Origin of the sequence: Micromonospora sp. NBS 11-29 (assembly GCF_002140155.1) — a bacterium.
In the GTDB taxonomy this organism is placed as follows: Bacteria; Actinomycetota; Actinomycetes; order Mycobacteriales; family Micromonosporaceae; genus Micromonospora.
This window is the reverse complement of sequence record NZ_NAPR01000003.1, coordinates 7,840-32,406: the sequence shown is the minus strand read 5'-3', so window position 1 is coordinate 32,406 and position 24,567 is coordinate 7,840. Positions and strand designations below refer to the sequence as shown.

Sequence of the window (24,567 nt, the reverse complement as noted above, 5' to 3'; positions counted from 1 at the left end):
GCCGGGCGTGACCCGATGCTCCGGCACTGCCGCGACTACGCTGCCCGGCATGACCGCCGAGCTGCCAACCTACGAGTTCGCCTTTCCCGGCCCGCTGCGTGACCGGCTGGTCGCCGCCGTGCTCGACGGCAGCAAGACCAGCACCACCGGGCTGCGGCAGGACTACGACATCGAGGGTGAGCCGCTGCCGACGGTCGGCGCCCGGTTCGCGGTGGTCGACTCCGCCGGCCGGCCGGTGGCCGTGATCGAACTGGTCGAGGTCCGGGTGGCCCGCCTCGGCGACGTGGACCTCGACCACGCCCGGGACGAGGGCGAAGGACACGTGACGGTCGCCGCCTGGCGGACCGGCCACGAGGACTACTGGCACGGCCCGGACTATCGCGGATGGCTCGGCGATCCGGAGTTCACCGTCGATGACGACACCCTCGCGGTGCTGGAACGCTTCCGGCTCGTCGAGCCGCTCTGAGCGCCGCCCGCGTCAGGGGAACGGCAGGCGCCGCCGATCTCGTTTGAAGTGAGGGGCATATTCAGGGGTTTCTTTTGCCAAACCCCTGAGCGAATTGGCATTCCTTGCCGGCCCGACAAATCCGCGGCTACTTTTCTGGACGTTGCGCTCACGCACCGCCGCGAAGGAGAGCACCCGTGGACCTCACCCTGACCTTCGACAACACGTACGCGGCGCACGCCGCCGTCGTCATGTCGACCGTCGCCGAGTCGAACCCGGGCGAGGAGCTCCGGTACTGGCTGGTCGCCGCCGATGACGTGCCGGCGAGCGCCCGCGCCACGCTGACCCGGATCGCCGGGCCGCGGGCGACGGTGGAGTACCTGCGGGTGGACGCCACCCAGGTGAACCTGTCCAAGGGCAGCGACCCGCTGATGGCGTACCTGTCGCCGGCGATGTACCTGCGGCTGCTGGTGCCGGCCGCGCTGCCGGCGGACGTGCGCCGGCTGCTCTACCTGGACTGCGACACGCTGGTGGTGAACAGCCTGCGACCGCTGTTCGACGTGGACATGGGCGGGGTGCCGCTCGGCGGGGTGCGTGACCCGTTCAACCGCCGCCTGCTGGACATGGGCGGCATTCCCGGCCTGGCCGGCTACGACCACCTCGACCCGTACGCGCACTACTTCAACTCCGGGGTGCTGCTGATCGACGTCCCGCGGTGGAAGGAGTGTGAGGTCACCGAGGTGTCGCTGGCGTACCTGCATCGGCACGCGCACGAGTCCCGCTACCCGGACCAGGACGCGCTCAACTTCGCCGTGCACGGCAACTGGCTTCGGCTGTCGCACCGGTGGAACGACCTGATGGCCTGGCGGCGGGAGCCGGAGTTCGGCGGCAAGCTCAGCGACTCGGCGATCCTCCACACCGCCGGCCCGGTCAAGCCCTGGCAGCCCGGCTTCCCCCAGGGCGCCCGGCGGGAACTCTACTGGCAGCACCGGCGGCGCAGCGGCGGCGGCCTCGGCTCGACGCTGCGGCGCTGACCGGCACCGCGCGCGGAACGCGGAACGGCCCCGCCACCGTTCGTCGGTGGCGGGGCCGTTCGTCGTCTGTCGGCCTACGCCCCCGGCACCGCCCAGCGCAGGCCGGCCGGGTCCCGGAACACCACGCCCGTCGGCGGGCCGCCGTCGGTCGGCTCGATCGTCGCGCCGGCGGCCAGCGCCCGCCGCACCAGCAGGTCCGGGTCGGCCGGGGTGAGCGCCAGTGGTGCGGGTGGGCCGCCCGGGTCGGCCGGTCGGTCGGACCACTCGCTGACCGTGAGCCGGTGACCGCCGACCAGCAGCTCGGCGTGCAGGACCCGGCCGTCCAGCAGACACTCCCGCTGCACCGGCAGGGCCTCGAAGACCTCCGCGTAGAACGCGGTCACCGTGGCCACGTCGGTCACCGTCAGGTGCGCATCGTCGCGCGGATCGCCGCCGCCCATCGCGCTACCGCCTCTCGTTCACTCCGCTATCCGGGTACGGCCGGTCCAGCGGAACACCGCGGGCGCGTCGTCCGCGGCCCCGACGGTGTCCCGCTCGAAGTGCTCGTAGCCCCCGTAGTGGCGTACCTTGATCTTGGATTCCACCGGGGACACCCGGTGGCTGCGCAGCTCGACCGGCAGCGTCGCCGGCCCGCCTTCCAGCACCGCCTCGACGATGCCGATGGCATCCGCGCCCATCGCCGTCACCGGCGCAACGGTCGGGGCGGGATCGGAAGAAGCTGTCATGGCACGACCTCCGTCGCTCGTCGTTCCGCCTGGCCAGGTGCGCGACACGTTCGCCGCGCCACCTGCCGTGCGATCCGAACGTAATCCAGCTCACACTTCCGATGAACCCTTAGCCGCCCCCTACCGGGCGGCCCGCTTAGGGCCTGCCGTTCAGTTCGTTGACGTCACCGAGTGCAATGATCACAAACATGACCGTCGAGGTGCGCCGGGACTCACGCAGAGACGCCGACGCGTATGCGCCCTGGCGTCTCCGCCTGCCGGTGCTGCTCGCCCTGCTTGTCGGGCTGGCCGCTGTCGGGTACCGGCTGATGCTGTTGCTCGCCGACGCCCCGCCCACCAACAGCGACGAGGCCACCATGGGACTGGCCGCCCTTCATATTGCCCGTGGGGAGGATTTCCCGGTCTGGTTCTATGGGCAGGCGTACATGGGCACGCTCGAGGCGTATCTGGCTGCGCCGCTGTTCGCGCTGGCTGGGCCGTCGGTGCTGGCGTTGCGGCTGCCCGCCCTCGCGCTGTACGCACTGTTCCTCGTCCTGTCCTGGCGGCTCACCCGCCGGCTCGGCGGAGATCGCTGGTTCGCCCTGCTGGTCGTCGGCTTCCTCGCGTTCGGCTCGGATCGGGTGATCAAAAACCAGCTCATCGCCGCAGGTGGCTACCCCGAGCTGAACCCGGCCGCAGTGGCGCTCGCGCTGCTCACCGTTGGGTTGTGCGCCGGTGGGTCAGGCGTGAGGCTGCCCCTGTGGGCTACCTGGGGTCTGATCTCCGGGCTGATGCTCTGGGTCGATCCGCTGCTGCTGCCGTACGTCCTGTCGACCGGCACGGTGCTCGTGGTCCGACGGCGGCGAGAGTTTGCCGGCCAGGCGGGGCTGGTTGTAGCTGGTGCGCTGTTGCTCGGCGCAGCCCCGATGCTTCTGGACAGCCTCCGGCACGGCCGAAACCCCATTGCCGCGGTCATGGCCGCCAGCGGTGGTGATTCGCCGGCAGGCTGGGGTGAGCGGCTCTACGGCGGCCTGGTGTTGGGGCCGCCACTCGGGATGGGCTTCTGCTCGCCGAGCCACTGCGGTACCTGGCAGCTCTGGTGGGCACTCGCCTTCCCGATCCTGTTGCTCCTCGCGGCAGCCGCCGCCTGGCGCACCCTTCGTACGTGGAAGCCGCCCGCGTCACACCGCACGTCCCTGATCCCCGCGCCCGCGGCGGGTGCACTCGCCGCAGCTCCCGGACCCTTGTGGGTCGAGCGTGACAACGACGACCGCCCGACATCCGCGCATCTCGCGGCCGGGGAAGAGCGGCGGGTACAGGCGGCGGTACGATTGGCGCTGCTAGCCGGATCGGCGGGGGTTCTGGTCGCATATGGCGTCAGCAGCGCGGCCGCACGGACGCCGGTGGAAAGCTCCCGATACCTTTCTTGCCTCGCCGTCGCCGTCCCCGCCCTGTTCTGGCCACTGTGGCGGATGGCCCGCCAGCCCGCCGGCATCCTTCGCGTGGCGGCGACCGCCGTCCTAGCGGCAGTCCTCGGCACAGCCGGGGCGGCGACCGTCGCGGCGTTCCGCACCGTGCCGGCCACCCACGCCGAGGCCAAGCAGCATCGCGCACTCGTCGCCACCCTCCGCGAGTTGGGTATACGGCGCGTGCACGGTGGCTACTGGACCTGCAACCGCCTTGCCTTCGCCACCCGGGAGAACGTGCTCTGCGCAGTCGTCGACGACGAGCTACGCCCAGGATTCGACCGGTTGCCCTTGTACCGCCGCGCAGTGGCGGCCGATCCCGGCGCGGTCTGGGTCGCGCCGGTCGGCTCACCGATGGCTGCCCGGCTCGACCAGCAGCTCGGCCCCGAACCCGGAGCGCTCGATGTGGTCATCGTCGCCAACTGGCGGATCTACCTGCTACGCCCCTGACCATCAGCGGTGGGTTTGTTGTCGGCGGCCAGTGCCGCCCGTTGCCGGACCCGCTGGTCGGGCCTACTCCCAGCGGAAGAGACGGGCGGCGAGCAGGCAGCCCACGACGGCGGTGCCGGCCAGCACCAGCAACTGCGGCACGGCGGGGTTCTGCCCCGCCCACGCCGCCGAGATGGTGTCCACGGTCGCGCCCAGCGGCGAGTACTCGCCGATCCGGGCCAGCACCGTGGGCATCTGGTCGCGCGGCAGCCAGGCGCCGGCCAGGAAGAGCAGCGGGAAGAACAGCGTCGGCCCGATCGACTGCGCCGACCGCGCGGACGGGGCGAGCGCCGCGATCAGCAGGCCGATCGCGAACAGGCAGGCCACCCCGAGCAGGAACGCCACCACGAAACCGGCGACGTTGGCCGGCGCCGGCTGGTCCAGCAGCAGGCGTACGCCCAGCGCGGTGACCACCGCGCCGGCCACGCCCATGACCAGGTTGACCACGACCTGGGCGATGAGCAGCAGCGCCGGGCTGACCGGGGTGGTGGCCAACCGCCGCAGCACCTTGCGTTCGCGGTAGATGCCCAGCGCCATGGGGAGCGTGAACAGCGCGAGCATGCCGATGGTCAGGGACAACGCGATCGACGGCAGGAACGTCTGCTCGCCGTGCTGCCCGGTGGCCGCCCCCGGGTCGGCGCCGCGTTGCGGCAGCCCGAACACCAGCATCAGGCCCAGCGGCAGGGCGAAGACGAAGAACAGCGAGACCGGCTCGCGCAGGAACAGCTTGGCCTCGACGGCGACGAGCTTGGACAGGGCGTTCACGATGACCTTCCGTCGGACGGCGTGCCGGGGTGACCGGTGAGGGAGACGAAGGCGTCGTCCAGGGTGGGCTGCTCGACCCGCAGGCCGGAATAGCGGATCTTCTGCTCGGCGAGCGTCGACAGCACCGCCTGGAGCACCTCCTCGGGACCGGTGACGGTGACCTCGTCGCCGTCCCGCCGGACCGAGCCGACCTCGGGCAGGACGGACAGCACCGCGTCGTCGAACTCATCGAGCGGGCGGAAGTGCACCCGGTGCTCGGCGTCCACCCGGGACATCAGGCCGGACGGCGTGTCGATGGCCACCACCCGGCCGGCGTCGATCAGGGCGAGCCGGTCGCAGAGCCGCTCCGCCTCGGCCATGAAGTGGGTCACCAGCACGACCGTCACACCCCGGTCGCGGATCCGCTCGACCAGGTCCCAGGTGTCCCGCCGACCCTTCGGGTCCAGCCCGGTGGTCAGCTCGTCGAGGACGGCGATCTCCGGCCGGCCGACCAGCGCCAACGCCACCGACAGGCGTTGCTTCTGACCGCCGGAGAGCTTGTGGAACGCGGTGTTGCGCTGCTCGGCCAGGCCCAGGTCGGTCAGCAGCTCGTCGATGTCGGCGCGGTTGCGGTAGAACGACCGGTAGAGGTCGAGCGCCTCGCGTACCCGCAGCTTGTCCGGGAGCTGGCTCTCCTGCAACTGGGCACCGACCCGCTGGCGCACCTCGGTGCGGTCACGCACCGGGTCGAGGCCGAGCACCCGCACGGTGCCGCGGTCGGCCCGCCGCAGACCCTGCACACACTCGACCGTCGTGGTCTTGCCGGCGCCGTTGCGGCCGAGCACGCCGAAGATCTCGCCCTGTTCGACCGTGAAGGAGACGTCGTCGACGGCCACCTTGTCGCCGTATCTCTTGTGCAGGTGTTCGACCTCGATGACCGGCATCGGCGGGTTCCTCCGTCACGTACGGGTGCCGCCGGGCCCTCGGGGTGTCGCGGCGTCAGGTGCGGGAACGCGCCGCCCGCACCCGCGGGTCGACGCCGCCCCATCATCCGGGCAACCGGGGGCCGGTTCAACCCGACGGCCGATGAATCGGGGGCGTCGCCGCCCACCAGGGGTGTCGGCCGGTCACCGGGCGTGTCGGGGCGGCCGGCGACGCGCCGTACCCGGCGGTAGGGGTGGCCGCTGTGCGACGGCCCGGTTACGGTCGGGACGCCGGACGTGCCTCGCGGGCCGGCGACGGCCCGACGCGAGAGGGGCGCCCGTGCCGCTGCTGAGCTGGCTCGTCGAGTCCACCGACGAGCGTCCGGACGCGATCCGGGTCGACGGGCGGTCGATGTCCTGGACGGAGCTGCGCCGCGCGGCCGCCGCGGTCGCCGACGACCTGAACGGGGCGGCCCGGGTGGCGGTGCCCGCCACGGCCAGCCTGGAAACCGTGGTCGGCGTGGTCGGCGGCCTGCTGGCCGGTGCCGCGGTGGTGCCCGTGCCGCCGGACGCCGGGCCGGTGGAACGCGACCACATCCTGCGCGACTCCGGCGCTGAGGTGCTGCTGGCGACGACCGGCGACCGGCCGGTCGACGCTCCGGCCGGACCACCGGTCGTGCCCGTCGACCCGGCCCGGCGCTCGGACACCCGGCATCCCGAGCCCGACCCGGCGGCCACCGCGCTCATCCTCTACACCAGCGGCACCACGGGTGCGCCGAAGGGCGCCGTGCTGTCCCGGGACGCGGTGGCCGCCTGCCTGGACGGGCTCGCCGACGCCTGGGCGTGGACACCGGACGACGTGCTGGCGCACGGGCTGCCGCTGTTCCACGTGCACGGGCTGGTGCTCGGCGTGCTCGGCCCGCTGCGCATCGGCAGCCGGCTGCGCCACGTCGGCCGGCCCCGCCCCGACCGGTACGCGGCCGCGGCCGGCTCGCTCTACTTCGGCGTACCCACGATCTGGTCGCGGATCGCGGCGGAGCCGGCGGCGGCGCGGGCCCTGCGCGGGGCCCGCCTGCTGGTGTCGGGCAGCGCCGCGCTCCCCGAGCCGGTCTTCGCCGCGCTCGCCGAGCTGACCGGCCACCGGCCGGTCGAGCGGTACGGGATGACCGAGACGCTGATCACCGTCAGCGCCCGGGCGGACGGGCCCCGACGACCGGGCACCGTGGGCGTGCCGTTGCCCGGCGTGCGCACCCGGGTGGTCGACGAGCAGGGCGCACCGCTGCCCGCCGACGGCGAGGCGATGGGCGAGCTGCAGGTGCGCGGCGACACGCTTTTCGACGGCTACCTGAACCGGCCGGACGCCGACGCGGCCACCCGGACGGCGGACGGCTGGTTCCGCACCGGTGACGTGGCGACCGTCGGCCCGGACGGCTGGCACCGGATCGTCGGCCGGGCGGCCACCGACCTGATCAAGAGCGGTGGGTACCGGATCGGCGCGGGTGAGGTGGAGGACGCGTTGCTGGCCCACCCCGGGGTCCGGGAGGCGGCGGTGGTCGGCACCCCCCACCCCGACCTGGGGCAGCAGGTCACCGCGTACGTGGTCGGCGACGGGCTGGGCGAGGCCGAGCTGATCGACTTCGTGGCTCGGCAGCTCTCCGTGCACAAGCGGCCCCGGCAGGTGCGGCTGGTCGACGCGCTGCCGCGCAACGCCATGGGCAAGGTGCAGAAGAGCCGGTTGACCTAGGCTTCCGGCGCCGGGACGGTGATCGCGGTGAGCACCAGCCCCCGCTCCACCAGGAACCGGCCGTCGAAGCCGGTCAGCTCCACGCCGCCGAGGCGCGGCCCGGGCACCAGCAGCCGGGCGGCGAACGTGCCGGCCGGGTCGACCACGATGTCCGCCTCGGCGAAGTCCAGCCAACGCCCGGTCAGCGGGAACCATGCCTTGTAGACCGACTCCTTGGCGCTGAACAGCAGCCGGTCCCAGCAGACCTCCGGGTGGGTGGCGCGCAACGCCGCGATGCGGGCCCGCTCGGCGGGCAGGGCGATCGCGTCCAGCACCCCGTCGGGCAGCGGCGCGTGTGGTTCGGCGTCCACCCCGACGCCGCCGACCGCCCCGGCCCGGGCCAGTACGGCGCCCCGGTAGCCGTCGCAGTGGGTCATGCTGCCGACGACGCCGGTCGGCCAGGACGGCGCACCGCGGACGCCGGGCAGGATCGCCGCCGGCGGCAGGCCGAGCCGGGCCAGCGCCCGCCGGGCGCAGTGCCGGACGGTGGTGAACTCCTGGCGGCGTTTCGCCACCGAGTTGGCGACGACCCGCTCCTCCTCGGGGTGCAGGCGCAGCCCGGCCGGGTCGGTGAAGCACTCCTCCACCACCACGGCCGGCGGCAGGATCCGTTCGATCACATCCGGGATGCTAGGGCGTGCGGCACCGGTGTGTCCGGCCGGCGGCCCGTCGTCAGGGGTCGCGCAGGGGGGTGTGCGCGCTGCGTCGGATCAGCAGCGACCTGCGGACCCGCCCCTGCGCGCTGCGCGGCAGTTCGTCGACGAAGTGCACCCGTCGGGGACGCGCCGCCGCCGAGAGCAACCGGCCCACATGGTCGATGAGCGCCTGCGCGGTGAGCCCGGCCGCCGCGACGACGTATGCCACGACCTGCTCGCCGCGCGTGCGGTGCGGGGCGCCGACCACCGCCGCCTCGTGCACCCCGGGGTGGGTGAGCAGCACCTCCTCGACCTGGTGGGCGGGCACCGGGCGACCGCCGCAGCGCACCACGTGGGTGCCGCCGCGGCCGAGGATCCGGTGGCCGCCGGCCGGGTCCACGGTGGCCAGGTCCCCGGTGGGGTGCCAGCCGTCGGCGGGCGGCGCCGACCCGGGCCGGTCGACGTAGCCGCTGAACAGCGTCGGGCTCCGCACGCTCAACTCGCCCACCGAGTCGCCGTCGGCGGGCACCGGCCGGCCGTCCTGACCGAGCACCCGGGTCTGCACGCCGGGCAGCACGGCGCCGGCGGCGCCGGCCGGACCGGTCAGCACCACGAGCGTCTCGGTGGTGCCGTACCCGTCCACCGGGCGGTGCGAGGTGAGCAACCGCAGCCGCTCCCCCACCGCGGGGGCGAGCGGCGCGTCGCCGGAGACCAGCATGCGCGCCCCGGCCAGGGTGCGCGCCCGCGCCGTGTCCCGGGCGATGCGCGCCCACTGCTCGGGCAGCGCCAGGTAGATGGTGCCGGCCGGGCCGGCGGTCGCGTGCCGGTCCAGGTGGACGAAGCGGCTGCCCACGCGCAACGCGCCGAGCAGCCCGACCACCAGCCCGTACGCCCGGAACAGCGGCGCGCCCTGGACCAGGACGTCCTCGGCGGTCCAGCACCATGCGGCGGCGAGCAGGTCCAGGTCGGCGGCGATGGCGCGATGCGAGATGCGTACGCCACGGGAGAGCCCACCGACGCCGCCGGTGTAGAGGATCACCGCGTCGGCGGCCGGCGGCGGCTCGGGATGGGTGGTCCAGGAGCGCTGCCGCAGGTCCACCGGGACGACCGGCAGGTCGCAGCCGGCGGTGGCGCGTCCGAGTACGACGTCGGCCCGGGACTCGCGCAGGATCCGGCTGCACTCGCCCGGCTCGGCGCCGGGGGGCAGTGGCACCAACGGCACACCGGCCTGCACCGCGCCCACGATCCCCACCATGGCCTCCAGGCTGGGCCCGGCCTCGACCGCGACCGCCCGCGCGCCACGGATCCGGCCGGCGACCGCGTTGGCGCAACCCAGCAGTGCTTCGGCGGAGAGGGTACGGTCGGCGACCCGGAGCGCGTCGGAGCGGTCCGCCCCGGTTCCCCGCAGCCCGGGCAGGAGCCTCATCCGACCTGGTCCCGGAATCTCGGCGGTGGTTGGCAGATCACGCACGAACCCTTCACGTCCCGGGCGTACGCGGCCCTTGGCCGCTCTCCCCGTCGGTGCGGCGGATTGTCCTCCGCAGGCAACGGCGGACAGTCCGAAATTAGGCCGCCGGCCGGGGGGTGGACAACCCCTACCAGTGCCCGGATTATGGCGCGGCCGAACCCGCCCGCGAGCTGCGGGTGTGGCCGCAGCGGCAGGTCGTGGACGGGAGGACGCGCGACGGACGGGGAAACCTCCTGTTGATCATCACGTTCCGGCGGGTAACCGGCCCGTCCGGGTGATAATCGATGGGCTAATCATTGTGGAGCCCGCCGGCAATGGGCCTCCCAGGCGCCGGCTAATGTGATTTGCGATTCGTTTCCGCACAGTTACCTACGGCACTTCTCTCGCGAAGTTCACCGTTTCACGAACCATCGCGCGGCGAATTTCTTCTTCTTTAACTACAAGTTGCAGCAAAGCGCTTCCAGACGGATCTAAACGGGCAAGTGGGACGCGGGGCTGAAACGGCTCGACGGCGCGTGGGAATCGGCACCGACGCCTCGACGTGACAATCCGCCAATGCACCTGCCGCCCGCCGCCGGCCGCCGCCACCCGGACGCCGGTGTGCCGATCGGCGGGAAACCGGCCCATCAGCCACGCGCCGGGCCCGACCGGTCGGTCCGATGGCACCCGCTCCCGCTATTCGCCGGTGAACAGGGAGAACGCTCTCTCACCTACGCCCAAGCATCGACAGCGGGCGGTTTCCCGGAGATCCGCGCGCTCGCTCGCCGACCCGTTCGTCCCCACTCATTACCGGCAAGCGTGGAAAACGTTACCAAACGGCCGATGGGACGGCGGCGGTCACGTTCCGGATCAGTCAGATGACTTTCCGTTGCGGCGTCCGGCGTCCGGCGTCCGGGAGGTGCCATGTTTGCTCATCCTTTACATCCTCCGACTTGCCGCCCAATTGCCGGGCTGACATACTCCACCCCATGAATCGGGATTGATCGTGGCGGACCGTGCCGGTCCGCCCCGAATAGTGGGACAGCAGCGAGGCGGATTAGGCGCACAAGACCGGGTGCGACGTTCGATGAATCGTCCACGCCGTACCATCGTTGTCGGTATTCGCCAATGGAATGGGTCGAGGATTTGTGGGTCTCTGACTGGGTCGGGTGTCACCGGAGACCACGGCGACCCGCTCACCCGCAGGCCGGGGTCGGGCGGAGGCCCGCCCGATGACGACAGCCGAACGGGACCGGCAGCTCGACGTCCTGACCGATCGGCTCGGCGATCTGCTCCGCCCGGACGCCCCCACCCCTGTCTCGAATCCGATCACCCTGATCAGCGGGCCGGTCGGCGCCGGCAAGACGACCCTGCTGCGCTCCTTCGCCCACCGGTGCGCCGAAGCCGGGGTCGCCTTCCTCGGCGCGAGCGCGTCCCGCAGCGAACGCACCGTCCCGCTGGAGGTGATCCGGCAGATCGTCCGCCGTGCCACCATGACCGACGACGACCGGGACCGCGTCGGCCGGCTGCTGGACCGCGCCGTACTGCACTGGAGCGAGTCCGTCGACGAGGAAGCGCTCGCCCCCCTCACCGCCGCGATCGGCGGTGAGCTGCTGGAACTCGCCACACGCGCCCCCGTGGTGGTGGCGGTCGACGACGTCCAGCACGCCGACGCGCCGTCCCTGCACTGCCTCGACCACCTGGCCCGGCGGATCACCGGTCTGCCCGTGCTGATCGTGCTCACCGAGGCGCCGCGCACCCGGCCGTGGCACCCCACCGCCTACGCCGAACTGCTCCAACCGGCCCGGCTGCACCGGGTCCGGCTCCCCCTGCTCTCCGCGGACGGGACGTACCAGATCCTGGCCGACCGGCTGGGCGTGCCGGTCGCGCGCCGCATCACCGACGAGGCGTACCTGGTCAGCGGCGGCAACCCGCTGCTGGTGCACGCCCTGGCCGACGACCACCCCGCCGGCGCCGACTCGCCGATGCCCGGTGAGGCGTTCCGGGAGGCGGTGCTGAGCTGCCTCTACCGCTGTGAACACCTGGTGCTGAAGACCGCGCGGGTGCTCGCGGTGACCGACGAGCCACTGCACGGCCCGACCGTTCCGCACCTGATCGACCTGCCCTCCGCGCTGAACCTGCACGCGGTCGACGCGTCCACCAGCGGTGGCCTCGTCACCGCCGACGGGCTGCGGCACCCGGCGGTACGCCGGGCGGTGCTCGACGGCATGACCGTGGCCGAACGCGCCCGGCTGCACCGCGCCGCCGCGCACCTGCTGCACGACGACGGTGCCTCGCCGTCCCGGGTCGCCCCGCACCTGCTGACCACCGACGAACTGACCGAGCCCTGGATGGCGCAGACCCTGCTCGACGCGGGTGGGCAGGCGTTGAGCGACGGCGACGTGGACGCCGCACTGCGCTACCTGCGTCGGGCCAACCGGGAAGCCACGGGTGAGTGCCTGCGGGCGCGGATCCGGTCCGCCCTGGCCCGCGCCGAGTGGCGGCTGGACCCGCAGGGCGCCGTCCCCCACATGCTCGACGTCGCCACCGCCGTACGCGCCGGACACCTCGGGACCCGGCAGGCCGCCGGGGCCATCCAGTACCTGCTCTGGCACGGCCAGATCGGCCGGGCCCTCGACCTCATCCACCACCTCGGCGAACGCACCGACCTGGACGGGAACTCGGCCGCCGACCTGTTCATCATCAAAGGCTGGATGATCACCCTCTACCCGGGACTGCCGATCGACGGGCCCACCCCGCCGGGCACCACCCGGGACCCGCTCGTCCTGGCCCGGGTCCGGCACCGGCTGCGCGGGGTGCTCCTGCTCGGCACCGTGCTCGAACGCGGCGACCTCGGCGCGGTCGAGAACGCCGAGCGCACCCTCGGCACGCTGCGGCTGGACGACGAGCCGAGCATGTGGAGCGCCGTCTGCGCGGTGATCGCCATGATCTACGCCGACCGCCTGGACTTGGCCGCCGACTGGTGCGAACGGCTGGACCGCATCGCCGCCGAGCGCCAGCACCGTACGCCGCGCGCCCTGCTCGCCTCGGTCGCCGCCACGGCGGTCTGCCGGCTCGGCGACCTGCCCCGGGCCCGGGAACTGGCCGAGTCGGCGCTCCACCGGCTGTCTCCCAAGGGCTGGGGCGTCGCCATCGGCGCACCGCTGGCCATCCAACTGTTGACGCTGACGTTGCTCGAACAGTGGGAGGAGGCGGCGGCCTGCCTGCGTACGCCGGTGCCGCAGGTCCTGTTCGAATCGCCGTTCGGGCTGCACTACCTGCACGCCCGAGGGCTGCACGCGCTCGCGACCGGCAGGCCCGAGGCGGCACTCGCCGACTTCCAGTTGTGCGGGCAGCTGATGACCGCCTGGCGACTGGACCTGGCGCCGCTGGTTCCCTGGCGTACCGAATCGGCCCGGGCGCTGCTGCGGCTGGGTCGCCCGCAGCAGGCCGAGAAGCTGGTGCGGGAGGAGTTGGACCGACTCCGCCCGACCGACCTGCGGTACCGCGGCGCGGCGCTGCGGGTGCTCGCCGCCCTGCGCGGGGGTCCGGAGCGGATCCGACACCTGCGCGAGGCCGTCCGGCTGCTGCGCCAGTGCGGCGCCCGGGTCGAGTTGGCGCACGCCCTCGGCGATCTCAGCCAGGCCCAGCAGCAGGCCGGTGATCTGCGTCAGGCACGCAGCACGTCCCGGGCCGCGCGGGACCTCGCCGAGGAGTGCGGGATCCCGGTGCTGCGGCCGGCCACCGCCACCGGTCGGCCCGCCACCGGCCGGCCCGCCGTGCCCGACCCCGGTGCCGACTCCGCCGTGCTGCTCACCGGTCTCAGCGACGCCGAGTCGCGGGTCGCCGCGCTGGCCGCGCAGGGACACACCAACCGGGAGATCGCCGAGCGGATGTTCCTCACCGTCAGCGCCATCGAGCAGCGCCTGACCCGGATCTACCGCAAGCTCGACGTCAACTCCCGCAGCGAACTGGCCGCCCGGCTCCGCTTCGAGCGCTGAGCCCACCCGGTCGGCCAACGCCGATCCGCCCACCGGTCGACCCCGACCGGCCACTCGGGCGTGCGCGACCAGCCGAGATGTGTTTTCATCACCTCGATCGACGTCACCTCCCGTCCATCGTGGCGAAACCCGTCCGTCACCCGGCCCGACCCCGCCCCCCTTCCGGTCAGCCGCGCAACCCCTAAGCGTCGGTTGACACCGCAGGTTTGCCGCCGAAACGGTGGGGTCCCGCGACCGTTGTCGCACGCCAGAGCCGGTGCCAGACTCGCCTGCAGTCGGAAATTTTCAGGCGACGAGACGTTCTGGTCAAGGAAGAACGGCTCCGACCGGCCCGGCGGCCAGTGCTGCACCCCTGTTCCCGCGTCATCGAGGGGTGTGGTGAGGGGGCCGCCCGCGGCACCGGACGGAGCGGCGTGCCGGCGGCGGTGACCCCGCTTCGGCACCGCGGACGAGAAGGGCTGACAGGACACGTGCTGGTACAGCGAGAGGAACAACTCACCCTGCTCCGGGAGACCTTCCGGAACTGCGAACGGCAGCGGCGAGGGCACGTCTCACTCGTCACCGGCGCGGTGGGCAGCGGCAAGACGAGCGTGCTGGAGTCGTTCGGCGACTGGGCCGCCGGCGCCGGGGGCCGGGTGCTCAGCGCGACCGCTTCCCGCGCCGAACGCGGCCTGCACCTGGGAGTGCTCGGCCAACTCCTGCAGGGCGCCCGGCTGGACCCCGAGGCCGGCGCGCGGGTGCAGAACCTGCTGCGCGACGCGCCGCCCTCCCGGCGCGAGCCCGGACACGACGCCCCGGACGGCCCCGCCGGCGACGACCAGGTGTGGGCGCCGGTGCTGCACGGACTGTTCAACACGCTGCTCGACCTCGCCGAGTCGGGACCGCTCGTGCTGACCGTCGACGACGTCCACCACGCCGACCCGGCGTCGCTGCACTGTCTGCTCTACGTCGCCCGGCGGCTGCGGCACACCCCGATCATGGTGGTGCTCGCCGAGGCACGCACCCTGCGCCCGTCGCACCCCCACTTCCGGGCCGAACTGTTCAGTCAACCCCACTTCACCCGGATCACCCTGCCGCCGCTGACCGTCGAGGCGATCGCCCGCCTCGTCGACGACGACGTCGCGCCGGCCGCCCGGGAGACCGCCGAGCGGTGCCTGCGGATGACCGGCGGCAACCCACTGCTCACCCGGGCCCTGATCGACGAGCGGCCACCGACCGGCACGGACGAGGAACCGGCCCCGGACGTGATCCTTGGCGACTCGTTCGACCAGGCCGTGCTCGGCTGCCTATACCGGCACGAGCCGGGCGTACGCCGGGTGGCCCAGGCGCTGGCGGTGCTGGACCGGCCGGGCCCACCGGAACTGCTCGGCCACCTGCTCGACGTGGTGCCGGAGTCCGTCGCGCCGATGGTCCGGGTGCTGCGCGCCACCGGCCTGCTGGACCAGGACCGGCTGCGCCACCCGCGGATCCGGCGGTCCATCCTGGCCGACATGTCCGTCGACGAACGGCACCACCTGCACCGGCGGGCCGCCGAGGTGCTGCACGAGCACGGCGCCGAGCCGGGCGCGGTCGCCGAGCATCTGGTCGCCGCCGGATGGGCGGAGGCCGGCTGGACCGTGTCGGTGCTGCACGACGCCGCGGCCCAGGCCCTCGCCGCCGGTCGACCCGACGTGGCCGCCGGCTGCCTGCGCCTGGTCGGCCGGGCCGACGTGGACGACCAGCAGCGGGACACCACCACCGCGATGGTGGTCAGCGCCCGCTGGCAGGTCAACCCGCTGGCGGTCAACGGCCAGCTCGACCAACTGGTCGGCGCCGCCCGGGCGGGCGGCTGGCNGCACCGCCCTGTCCGCCGTGCCGTACCTGCTGTGGCAGGGGCGGGCCGAGGAGGCCGACGAGGCGATCGCGGGTTGCGCCGCGGACGACGAGCAGACCCACCCGGCCACCGCCGGGCGACGGCGGGCGATGCAGCTTCTGCTGGGACTCTCCCACCCCGAACACCTGACCGCCGTACGGGAGACGCCCGGCACGCCGCGGAGCGCGCTGCTGGCCGCCGGCTCCTCGCCGGTGCAGGCGCTCACCCTGCTCGGCGCGGCCCTGGCCCCGACCGGGGACCACGACCCGGTCGCCGGCGCCGAGCAGTTGCTGCACCGGCACCACGGCGAGGACGGGATGCTGCCGCTGCTGGCCGCGCCGCTGCTGACCCTGCTCTGGGCCGGCCGCGCGGATCGGGTGGCCGCCTGGTCGACGGCGCTGCTGGACCGGCCGGCGGTGCGGCACGCCCCGCTCTGGCGGGCGGTGCTGCGGGCCCTGCGCGCCGAGGCGGCGCTGCGCCTGGGCGACCTGACCGTCGCCGAGCAGCAGGCCCNGACGCCCTGCCGGTGGCCGCCTGGGGGGTCGTCGCGGCGGGTCCGCTCGCCACGCTGATCGCCGCCGCCACCGAGTCGGGACGCTACGCCGAGGCCGACCGATGGCTGGCACAGAGCGTGCCGGCCGGCGCCTTCCGCACCCCGCTGGGCCTGCACTACCTGGCCGCCCGGGCACGTCACCACCTGGCGCTGGGCCGGGCCCACGCGGCCACCACCGACCTGCGCCGGTGCGGCGAGCTGATGCGCGCCTGGGGCGTGGACACGGCCGGGCTGGTGCCGTGGCGACTCGAACTGGCCCGGGTGCAGCTCGCCGTGGGCAACAAGGCGCACGCCACCCAACTGCTCCAGGAGCAGCTACGGGTGCCGCACGGGGTGGACGACCGCACCCGCGGCCGTACGCTGCGGCTGCTCGCCGGCGCCACCGCGCCGGACCATCGGCGCAAGCTGCTCTCCGAGGCGGTGAACCTGCTCCAGGGCTGCGGCGACCGGCTGGAGCTGGTCCGCGCGCTCGGCGACACCGGGCAGACGCTGCAGCGGGCGGGCGACTCCGCGCAGGCGCGGCTGCTGGTCCGCCGCGCGTACCAGCTCGCCCAGGACTGCGGCGCGTCGGTGCTGGCGCAGCGGCTGGTCCGGCGTGAGCCGGGCAGCGTGCCGGTGGGCCCGCCGGCCGAGACACCGGAGCCGGAGGACGGGCTGAGCGAGGCCGAGCGGCGGGTGGCGGCGCTGGCCGCGCAGGGCCACACCAACCGGCAGATCTCCAGCAAGCTGTTCATCACGGTGAGCACGGTCGAGCAGCACCTCACCCGGGTCTACCGCAAGCTCGACGTCAAGCGGCGCTCCGACCTGCCGGCGCGGCTGGTCGCGTACGCCGAGCCGCTGGCCGAGGAGATCCAGACCGCATCCGCCTGAGGTGATAGGAAGGGCCCCTTGTTAACACCGCCACGCCAGGCGTTAACAAGGGGCCCTTCCTATACCGGATGCGTTAATAAGGGGCCCTTCCTTACAAGCTCAGCACGAGGTCGGCGGCGGCGGTCACGCCGCCGGCCCGACGTAGGCAGTCGCGCCACCGGGCGGCGCGGTCGGTGAAGGACGGCTCGGCGAGCAGCCGGCGCAGCTTACCGACGACGTCGTCCACGTCCAGCGGGTCCTCGTGCTCGACCGCCAGCGCCACCCCGGCGTCGACCACCCGCACCGCCCCGTCGTAGCAGTCGAACCAGAACGGCATCACCAGCTGCGGCACCCCGAACCAGGCCGCCTCGTGGATCGCGTTGGCGGCGGCGTGGTTGAAGAAGACCCGTACGTGCGGATGCGCCAGCACCTCCACCTGCGAGGGCAGCCACGACTCGATCCGCAGGTTGGCCGGCAGCTCGTCGGCCGGTGGCAGCAGCGCGTGCCGGGCGGCGGGCAGCTTCCACAGCACCTGGTGTTCCGGGCCGAGCCGGGCGGCCACCTCGACCAGCGCGGCCACCTGGGCGGCCGTCGGTCGCATGATGGTGCCGAAGCCGACGTAGACGACCGACTCGTGGGCGTCGAGCCAGGCCCGCAGGTCGGTGCCGGCCGGGCTCGGCACGATCTCCCGGGGCACCATCGAGCCCACCGTGCGCAGCTTCGCCGGCGCGGTGTCGAACGGGTACTCCAGCCCGAACACGGTGTACGCCAGCAGCGCCCGCGCGGCCTCGGCGTACTGCGAGGGGCGCAGCTCGGCGTTGCTGATCCCGGCGTCCGCGCGCCGCTGCGCGGCGGCGGTGCTGCGCGCGAGCCGGTCCGGCTCGGTCAGCGTCGCCAGCAGCGCCGCCCGGTAGCGGTCGTTCGCCGCCCGCTGGCTGGGGTTCATCGCCAGCGGCAGCCCGGACAGCGACATCGGGTACGACGGCGGCAGGCTGTCCTGGAGGAAGTTCGACGGCGGCACCGTGACGCTGATGACGAACGGCACCTCACGGGTGGTGGCCGCGTCCATGCCGAACGACGCGAACGAGTCCACCACCGCCAGCGCCGGGCGCACCTCGTCGAACACCACCAGGCAACGCTCGTAGAGCTCGTGCAGGTGGTCGAAGTCGGTGGAGGCGTCGATGTAGCTGGCGAAGTTCACCACCCGCGAGCCGGTGGACATCCGGCGGTGTGTCTCGTCGTCCCAGTGCTCCGGGCGCACCTCGACCTTCGGCGGTCCGAGGGAGACGAAGCGCACGTCGCCGTCGCCGGGCAGCGCCTCGATCTCGGCCCGACGCTCGTCGGTGCAGGCGAACCGGACCGGCCGCACGGCCCGGCGCTTCAGCTCGCCGGCCAGGGTGAGCAGCGGGTTGAACAGCCCCGCGCTGCCGGAGCTGACCAGCAGCAGCGGTCCGTCGTCGGTGCGCATATCGCGGCCGGCCTCCTAGTCCATCGCCCGGCGCATGAAGCCGCGGATGCCGATGACGGTGAAGACCACGAACACCCCGGCGAGTACCAGCAGGTCCAGCCAGAGCGGCACCGACTCCACGCCGGCCGGGCCGACCAGCGACCGGGTGCCCTCACTGACNCCCGCAGCGGGAACTGGGTGGCGCCGGTGAACATCAGCGGCGTCAACGTCACGGTGAACATGATCTGGATCCGCTGCGGCGGCACCAGCGTGCCGAAGGTCAGGCCCAGCGCCGCGCCGACCAGCGCGCCGGCCGCCAGCACGCCCATCACCGGCAGCAGCGTGGACAGTGGCCAGGTGACGCCGAGGATCAGCATGCCGACCGGGATGAGCACCAGGCCGGCGAAGAGGCCGCGGATCCCCCCGAAGACGATCTTCTCGAAGGCGACCAGCGGGGTCGACATCGGCGACAGCAGCCGGTCCTCGATCTCCCGGGTGAAGGAGAAGTCCATCACCATGGGCAGCGCGGTGTTCTCCAGCCCGATCAGGAACGCGTTGAGCGCGATGATGCCGGGCAGCAGCACGTTGCCGAAGTCGTCGCTGGCGTACCCGAGGTCCTTGAGCACCTTGCCGAAGATCAACAGCATGAACAGCGGCTGGAGGAAGACCTGCGCCAGGAAGGCGCCCACCTCGCGGGTGGTGACGAACATGTCGCGCCAGAGCACCGCCCGGAAGGTGGTGAGCTGGTCGCGCAGGCGTACCGGCGGGGGTGCGGTGACGGCCGGCACGGCCGGCGCGGCGGGGGCGGTGACGGTCACCGAAGTTCCCTTCCGGTCAGGTGGATGAAGACGTCCTCCAGGCTGGGCTGGCCGACGCTGAGGTCGCGGACCTCGCAGCCGAGGTCGGTGAGGACCTTCAACGCCATCGGCACGGCGTTGGCCGGCGCGCCGGCGGTGTAGACGCGGAACGACAGCGGCGCGTCCGGGTCGGCGGGGGCGTCCGGGGCCGGCATCGGCGGCATGCCGGGGAACATCGGCAGTTCCGCCGCGCCGCCGGCGCGCAGCCGCTCCACCCGCTCCACGTCCGGCACGTCGGTCAGCGCGGTCTGCACCGCCTCGACCGGCGCGCCCGGCGCGACCACCAGGGTCAGCGTGCTGCTGCCCGGCAGGGTCCGGGTCAACGCGGCCGGCGTGTCCAGGGTGAGCAGCTTGCCGTGGTCGACGATGCCGACCCGGTCGCAGAGCTTCTCCGCCTCCTCCATGTCGTGCGTGGTCACCACGACGGTGACGCCGGAGCGCTTCAGCTCGGCGATCCGGTCGTGCACGAACAACCGGGACTGCGGGTCCAGTCCGGCGGACGGCTCGTCCAGGAAGAGCACCCGGGGGGCGTGCATCAACGCCCGCGCGATCATGGTGCGTTGGGCCAGGCCGCCGGAGAGGAAGTCGGTCCGCGCCTTGGCGAAGGGCGTCAACCCCATCTGGTCGAGCAGTTCGTCGGCCCGCCGGGACCGCTCGGCCCGGGACACCCGGTGGTACGCCGAGTGGAACAGCAGGTTCTGCCGGACGGTGAGCGCCCGGTCCAGGTTGACCCGCTGCGGCACCACCGCGAGCAGTTGCCGGGCCACGGCCGGCGCGCGGGACACGTCCGCGCCGCAGACCAGGGCGCGGCCCGAGGTGGCGCGCACCCGGGTCGTCAGCACCCCGATCGTCGTGGTCTTGCCCGCGCCGTTGGGCCCGAGCAGACCGAAGACCTCGCCCGCGGCGACGGAGAAACTCAGTCCGTCCACCGCCGGCGGCATCTCGGGCCGGTATCTCTTGACCAGCCCGTCCACCACCACTGCCTCGTCCACGTCGTCATGCTCCCGTCCTGGTTGCTGGTGGGACAGTTGTCCGTCGCCGCGATAGGGGGCGCTAGGGGCAGCGCAAGGGGCGCGCTGCTCACAGCCCACGCTCCGCGAGCCAGTCGTCCACGGTCACGGCGAGTTCCGGGCCGCGCTCGCCGACCATGGTGAAGTGGTCGCCGGCCGCGTCCCGCGTCTCGTGCGGGTACGGCCACACCGACCGCCACCCGCCGGGTTCCCCGGTCCACTCCCCCAGCGGTTCACCGGCGCGCACGAGCAGCGTCGGCGCGGCCATCGGCGTGGGTTGCCAGTCGAGGAACAGCGGCAGGTAGCCGGCCCACGCGGTGGCCCGGTGGTCGTCCATCGGGGTGTACGCGCTGTCCCGCTCGACCATCCCGTCGAGCAGCTGCGACGTCCACCCGCCGAGCACCTCGCTGCCGGGCGGGTAGGTGTCCATCAGCACCACGGCGGCAGGCGCCCGGCCACGCCGGTCCAGCTCGGCGGCGAGCAGGTTGGCCACCATGGCGCCGCCGGAGTGCCCGGCCAGCACGAACCCGCCCGGGCCGACGGCGCGCAGCACCGTGTCGACGTGCACCCGCAGCAGCGCGTCGAGGTCGGCGGGCAGCTCCTCGCCGACGCCGAAGCCGGGGTTGGGCAGCGCCCACACGTCGCGCCGGCCGCGCAGGCCGGCGGCGAGGCGGGCGTACTCGTGCGCGCCGGAGAGCAGCGACATGGTGCAGCAGCAGACCACCGGGGTGGCGGGCCCGTCGGCCAGTCGCAGGATCGCGGCCGGGCGGGTGAGGTCCGCCGGGCCGGTGAAGCTGGGCCGGAACTGGGCCAGCTTCACCAGCAGCTCGGCGTAGCCGGCCGCGTCGGCGCGGGCCTTGGGTTCGCGGAACAGCCCGCCGAGCAGGCCGCCCGCGCCCTCCGGGGTCGCGGTGCCCGCCGGCGCGGCGGCGGCCTGGCCGCCGAGGATCGCGCCGAGCAGGTGTCCGGCCAGCGCCTCCGGCGTGGGGTGGTCGAAGAGCAACGTGGCGGACAGCTCCGCGCCGGTCTCCTGGCGCAACGCGTCGCGTAGCTCCAGCGCGGTGAGCGAGTCGAAGCCCAACTCCAGGAAGTCCCGGTCCGGCTCGACCGCGCCCGGCCCGGCGTGCCCGAGCACGGTGGCCGCCTGCGCCCGAACCAGGTCCAGCAGGATCCGCCGCCGGTCGTCGGCGGGCACCGCAGCCAGCCGGTCCCGCAACGCCCGCGCGGGGTCGGTCTCGCCGGCCGGCGCGGCGGCATCGGTCACCGCCTCGGCGTCGGACACACCGCGCAGCAGCGGGGCGGGCCGGACGGCGGTGAACGCGGACCCGAACACCGGCCAGTCGACGTCCGCGACGGCGACCTCGTCGTCCGCGCCGGTGGCGGCCCGGACCAGCGCGTCGAGGGCGACGCCCGGGTCCAGCGGACGGATCCCCCGGCGGCGGAGCTGCTCCGGGTCGGCCACCTCACCGTGCCACGGCGTCCAGGCCAGCACGGTGGCCGGGCGGCCCTGAGCGCGACGGCGGGCGGCCAGCGCGGCCAGCGCGGCGCCGGTGGCCGCGCCGACCGCCGCCCCGCCGCTGCCCCAGGTGGCGGCCGTGGACACGAAGACCAGGAACTCGTCGACCTGGTGGCCGGCGCAGGCGGCGTCGAGGCNCGGCCGCCGCGGCTGGCTCACCGGCCCCGCCGGCGTCGGTGACGTGCAGCACGGTACGCACCGGCGTGCCGGCCGCGGCCAGCGCGGCGGGCAGCGCGTCCGGGCCGTCCACCGTGGTCACGTCGACGCCAGTCAGGTCGGCGGTGTCCGGCGCGGGCGGCCCGACGAGCAGCAGGTGGGTCACGCCCGCCTCGGCGAGCCGGCGCAGCAGGTGGGGGCGGCGGACCGGGGCGTCCCCGTGCACCAGCACCGCGCCGCGGGGGTGCCACGGTCGGTCGACGCCGGCCGGCGCGCGTTCCAGCCGGCGGGCCCGCAGGCCGCCGGGACGCACGGCGAGCTGGTCCTCGGCGCCGTCACCGGCCACCACCCGGGCCAGCAGAGCGAGGTCGGCCTCGCCCGGCGGCGGCTCGACCGGGCCGGCGGGCAGGTCAGCCGGGCCGGCGGGCAGGTCGAGCAGGCCGCCCCAGAGGCGGGGGTGTTCCAGTGCCAGCACCCGGCCGAGGCCCCAGAGCGCGGCGGCGGCCGGGTCGGGCGCCGGGTCGTCCGCGTCGACGGTGACCGCGCCCCGGGTGACGCACCACAGTGGCGCGGTGACGCCGGCCTCGGCGAGCACCCGCACCAGGGCGACGGTGCCGGCGAGAGCGCCCAGCGGCGTCGGTGCGCGCGGGTCGGTCCCGGCGGGCGGCAGCGCGACCACCCGGGCCGGGGTGTCCGGGCCGAGCCGGTCACGCAGCGCGGCGGCCGGGTCGGCGCCGGGCGGCACGGGCACCGGCACCGGGTCCAGGCCTTCGGCGCGTACCGCGTCGGACACCGCGGTCAGCAGGTCGCCGGGCGGGCCGACGATCAGGCACGGCCCGGTCGGGGCGGCGCCGGCCGGCGGCTCGACCGGCGTCCAGCCGGCCCGGTAGCGCAACCCGTCCAGGGCGGCCGCCCGGCGGTGGCGGTCACGGTAGCCGGCCAGCGCGGGCAGCAGGCGGTCGAGCGTGCCGGTCGCGTCGGCGTCGAGGCCGAGCAGGTCGGCCAGCGCGGCCGGGTCGCCGTTCTCGGCGGTGGCCCAGAACTCGCCGTCCGCCGGGTCGGCGGGGCGCGGGGCCAGGTCGAAGCGGATCGGGTCGGGCCAGAACCGCTCGTGGGCGAACGCGTACGTGGGCAGGTCGACCCGGGTCGCGTCGGTGTCGGCGAAGAGCGCGGGCCAGCGTACGGCGGCGCCGCGCAGGTCCACGGCGGCGAGCGCGGCCAGCAGCCCGGCCGGTTCGGACAGCTCGCCGCGGCTCGTCGGGACGAACGCGGCGGCTTCGGCGTCGGGCACGCACTCGCGGGCCAGGGCGGTCAGCCCCGCGCCCGGGCCGAGTTCCAGGTAGGTGCCGGTGCCGGCGGCGGCCAGCGTGGTCACGGCCGGGTGGAACCGCACCGTGTCGCGGACGTGCTCGACCCAGTAGCCCGGGTCGGTGGCCTGCGCGGCGGTGAGCGGCTGGCCGGTGCGGTCGGACACCAGCGGGACGGTCGGCGGCTGCCAGGTGAGTTTCTCGGCGACCACCCGGAACTCGGCGAGCATGTCGTCCATCCGGGCCGAGTGGAAGGCGTGGCTCACCCGCAGCCGGCGGGTCCGGCGGCCCTGCGCGGCGAACCGCTCGCCGGCGGCGCGCACCGCCTCCTCGTCGCCGGCGAGCACCACCGACTCGGGGCCGTTCACCGCGGCCAGGGACAGCCGGGCGTCCAGCAGCGGCGTCACCTCGGCGGCGGAGGCGCGGACCGCGAGCATCGCCCCGCCGGCCGGCAGCGCCTGCATGAGCCGGGCCCGCGCGGCCACCAGGGTGGCCGCGTCCGGCAGCGACAGCACGCCGGCGACGTGCGCGGCGGCCAGCTCGCCGACCGAGTGGCCGAGCAGGTGGGCCGGGCGCAGGCCGAGCGCGGTGACCAGCCGGTACGCGGCCACCTGGTAGGCGAACAGCGCCGGCTGGGTGAACTCGGTGCGGTCGAGCAGCGTCGCCTCGGGTGTGTCCGGCCCGGCGAACATCACCTCGCGCAGCGGCCGGCTCAGGTGCCGGTCGAGTTCCGCGGCAACCTCGTCGAACGCGGCGGCGAAGACCGGGAACCGGCGGTGCAGCTCGGCGCCCATGCCGGGGCGTTGGGCGCCCTGCCCGGGGAAGAGGACGGCGAGCTTGCCGGCGGGCCGGGCGACGCCGCGTACCACGCCGGGGGCGGGCCGCTCCTCGGCGACCGCGCGCAGGCCGGCCCGCAGCGCCGCCGGGTCGTCGCCGGTGACCGCGGCCCGGTGCGGCAGCGCCGCCCGCGTGGTGAGCAGCGAGTACGCCACGTCGGCCGGGCGCAGCCCGGGGTGCGCGTCGAGGTGGTCGAGCAGCCGGCGGGCCTGCCCGGCGAGTGCCGGCGCGGAGCGGGCGGAGACCACCCACGGCGCGGGCGGGGCGGGCCGGCCGGCGGCCGGCGGCGGGGTGTCCTCGGGGGCCTGCTCCAGCACGGCGTGGGCGTTGGTGCCGCTGACGCCGAACGCGGAGACGCCGGCCCGGCGGGGGCGCCCGGCCGCCGGCCACGGCCGCGCGTCGGTCAGCAGCTCCACCGCGCCCGCCGACCAGTCGACGTGCGGGGTGGGCCGGTCGACGTGCAGCGTGGCCGGGAGCCGGCCGTGCCGCATGGCCAGCACCATCTTGATGAT

Annotated in this window: 16 protein-coding genes and 1 pseudogene; 6 read left to right on the top strand and 11 right to left on the bottom strand. The window is 74.4% G+C overall.

Annotated elements, in window-relative coordinates; genetic code table 11:
* Nucleotides 1–49: 49 nt before the first annotated feature.
* Together B1205_RS01380 and B1205_RS01375 are read left to right on the top strand one after the other, a co-directional pair.
* Nucleotides 50–466, top strand: coding sequence for an ASCH domain-containing protein (locus B1205_RS01380; protein WP_089153952.1), 417 nt, complete (start codon nt 50–52; stop codon nt 464–466).
* Between the two features lie 176 nt (nt 467–642).
* Nucleotides 643–1,479 carry a glycosyltransferase family 8 protein gene (locus B1205_RS01375; RefSeq protein ID WP_176308388.1) on the top strand — a complete coding sequence of 279 codons (837 nt, stop codon included), beginning with the start codon at nt 643–645 and terminating at the stop codon, nt 1,477–1,479.
* A 74-nt stretch (nt 1,480–1,553) separates the two neighbouring features.
* Here the strand turns inward: B1205_RS01375 and B1205_RS01370 are convergent, their stop codons facing one another.
* Together B1205_RS01370 and B1205_RS01365 are read right to left on the bottom strand one after the other, a co-directional pair.
* Nucleotides 1,554–1,919 carry a VOC family protein gene (locus B1205_RS01370; RefSeq protein WP_089153950.1) on the bottom strand — a complete coding sequence of 122 codons (366 nt, stop codon included), beginning with the start codon at nt 1,917–1,919 and terminating at the stop codon, nt 1,554–1,556.
* 18 nt (nt 1,920–1,937) lie between these two features.
* On the bottom strand, nt 1,938–2,204 hold the full coding sequence (locus B1205_RS01365) for a DUF5988 family protein (RefSeq protein ID WP_254909628.1): 267 nt from the start codon (nt 2,202–2,204) through the stop codon (nt 1,938–1,940).
* A 188-nt stretch (nt 2,205–2,392) separates the two neighbouring features.
* Between B1205_RS01365 and B1205_RS01360 the strand changes: the two genes are divergently transcribed.
* Nucleotides 2,393–4,099: a hypothetical protein gene (locus tag B1205_RS01360; protein WP_089154341.1), complete on the top strand. Its 1,707-nt coding sequence runs from the start codon at nt 2,393–2,395 to the stop codon at nt 4,097–4,099.
* Between the two features lie 63 nt (nt 4,100–4,162).
* On the opposite strand, the gene B1205_RS01355 is transcribed toward B1205_RS01360, so the two are convergent.
* Complete coding sequence (locus B1205_RS01355; RefSeq protein ID WP_089153948.1) at nt 4,163–4,903, bottom strand: ABC transporter permease; 741 nt, start codon at nt 4,901–4,903, stop codon at nt 4,163–4,165.
* The gene (locus B1205_RS01350) at nt 4,900–5,826 is read right to left on the bottom strand and encodes an ABC transporter ATP-binding protein (protein ID WP_089153947.1); all 927 of its coding nucleotides are present in this window, start codon (nt 5,824–5,826) and stop codon (nt 4,900–4,902) included. The genes B1205_RS01355 and B1205_RS01350 overlap by 4 nt, the downstream gene beginning before the upstream one ends.
* A 319-nt stretch (nt 5,827–6,145) precedes the next feature.
* Here B1205_RS01350 and B1205_RS01345 point away from each other — a divergent pair, with 319 nt between their 5' ends.
* A complete protein-coding gene (locus B1205_RS01345; protein WP_089153946.1) occupies nt 6,146–7,549 on the top strand; it encodes an acyl-CoA synthetase in 1,404 nt (467 codons plus the stop codon).
* On the opposite strand, the gene B1205_RS01340 is transcribed toward B1205_RS01345, so the two are convergent.
* Both B1205_RS01340 and B1205_RS01335 read right to left on the bottom strand, forming a co-directional pair.
* Nucleotides 7,546–8,208, bottom strand: a complete 663-nt coding sequence (locus tag B1205_RS01340; RefSeq protein ID WP_089153945.1) for a 4'-phosphopantetheinyl transferase family protein — start codon at nt 8,206–8,208, stop codon at nt 7,546–7,548. The two genes, B1205_RS01345 and B1205_RS01340, sit on opposite strands and share 4 nt — an antisense overlap.
* 52 nt (nt 8,209–8,260) lie before the next feature.
* Nucleotides 8,261–9,649, bottom strand: coding sequence for an AMP-binding protein (locus B1205_RS01335; RefSeq protein ID WP_089153944.1), 1,389 nt, complete (start codon nt 9,647–9,649; stop codon nt 8,261–8,263).
* A 1,253-nt stretch (nt 9,650–10,902) separates the two neighbouring features.
* Here B1205_RS01335 and B1205_RS01330 point away from each other — a divergent pair.
* Complete coding sequence (locus B1205_RS01330) at nt 10,903–13,671, top strand: AAA family ATPase (RefSeq protein WP_089153943.1); 2,769 nt, start codon at nt 10,903–10,905, stop codon at nt 13,669–13,671.
* A 341-nt stretch (nt 13,672–14,012) separates the two neighbouring features.
* A complete protein-coding gene (locus B1205_RS01325) occupies nt 14,013–16,946 on the top strand; it encodes a helix-turn-helix transcriptional regulator (RefSeq protein WP_441338429.1) in 2,934 nt (977 codons plus the stop codon).
* Nucleotides 16,947–17,037: 91 nt separating this feature from the next.
* Here the strand turns inward: B1205_RS01325 and B1205_RS01320 are convergent, their stop codons facing one another.
* The 5 genes and pseudogenes from B1205_RS01320 to B1205_RS30655 form a co-directional block, all read right to left on the bottom strand.
* Nucleotides 17,038–18,393 carry a glycosyltransferase gene (locus tag B1205_RS01320; RefSeq protein WP_089153942.1) on the bottom strand — a complete coding sequence of 452 codons (1,356 nt, stop codon included), beginning with the start codon at nt 18,391–18,393 and terminating at the stop codon, nt 17,038–17,040.
* Nucleotides 18,306–19,082: an ABC transporter permease gene (locus B1205_RS01315; RefSeq protein ID WP_441338437.1), complete on the bottom strand. Its 777-nt coding sequence runs from the start codon at nt 19,080–19,082 to the stop codon at nt 18,306–18,308. The genes B1205_RS01320 and B1205_RS01315 overlap by 88 nt, the downstream gene beginning before the upstream one ends.
* Before the next feature lie 104 nt (nt 19,083–19,186).
* Nucleotides 19,187–20,221, bottom strand: coding sequence for an ABC transporter ATP-binding protein (locus B1205_RS01310; protein ID WP_089153941.1), 1,035 nt, complete (start codon nt 20,219–20,221; stop codon nt 19,187–19,189).
* Nucleotides 20,222–20,309: 88 nt separating this feature from the next.
* Complete coding sequence (locus B1205_RS32680; RefSeq protein WP_176308387.1) at nt 20,310–21,842, bottom strand: alpha/beta fold hydrolase; 1,533 nt, start codon at nt 21,840–21,842, stop codon at nt 20,310–20,312.
* 1,045 nt (nt 21,843–22,887) lie between these two features.
* A pseudogene (locus B1205_RS30655) lies at nt 22,888–24,546 on the bottom strand (acyltransferase domain-containing protein); the annotation flags it as partial.
* Nucleotides 24,547–24,567: the final 21 nt, after the last annotated feature.

Excerpts from the sequence above, each read along its gene's own strand:
- B1205_RS01360 (WP_089154341.1), top strand. The coding sequence starts at position 2,393 with ATGACCGTCGAGGTGCGCCGGGACTCACGCAGAGACGCCGACGCGTAT.
- B1205_RS01365 (WP_254909628.1), bottom strand. The coding sequence starts at position 2,204 with ATGACAGCTTCTTCCGATCCCGCCCCGACCGTTGCGCCGGTGACGGCG.
- B1205_RS01370 (WP_089153950.1), bottom strand. The coding sequence starts at position 1,919 with ATGGGCGGCGGCGATCCGCGCGACGATGCGCACCTGACGGTGACCGAC.
- B1205_RS01330 (WP_089153943.1), top strand. The coding sequence starts at position 10,903 with ATGACGACAGCCGAACGGGACCGGCAGCTCGACGTCCTGACCGATCGG.
- B1205_RS01335 (WP_089153944.1), bottom strand. The coding sequence starts at position 9,649 with ATGAGGCTCCTGCCCGGGCTGCGGGGAACCGGGGCGGACCGCTCCGAC.
- B1205_RS01350 (WP_089153947.1), bottom strand. The coding sequence starts at position 5,826 with ATGCCGGTCATCGAGGTCGAACACCTGCACAAGAGATACGGCGACAAG.
- B1205_RS01320 (WP_089153942.1), bottom strand. The coding sequence starts at position 18,393 with ATGCGCACCGACGACGGACCGCTGCTGCTGGTCAGCTCCGGCAGCGCG.
- B1205_RS01380 (WP_089153952.1), top strand. The coding sequence starts at position 50 with ATGACCGCCGAGCTGCCAACCTACGAGTTCGCCTTTCCCGGCCCGCTG.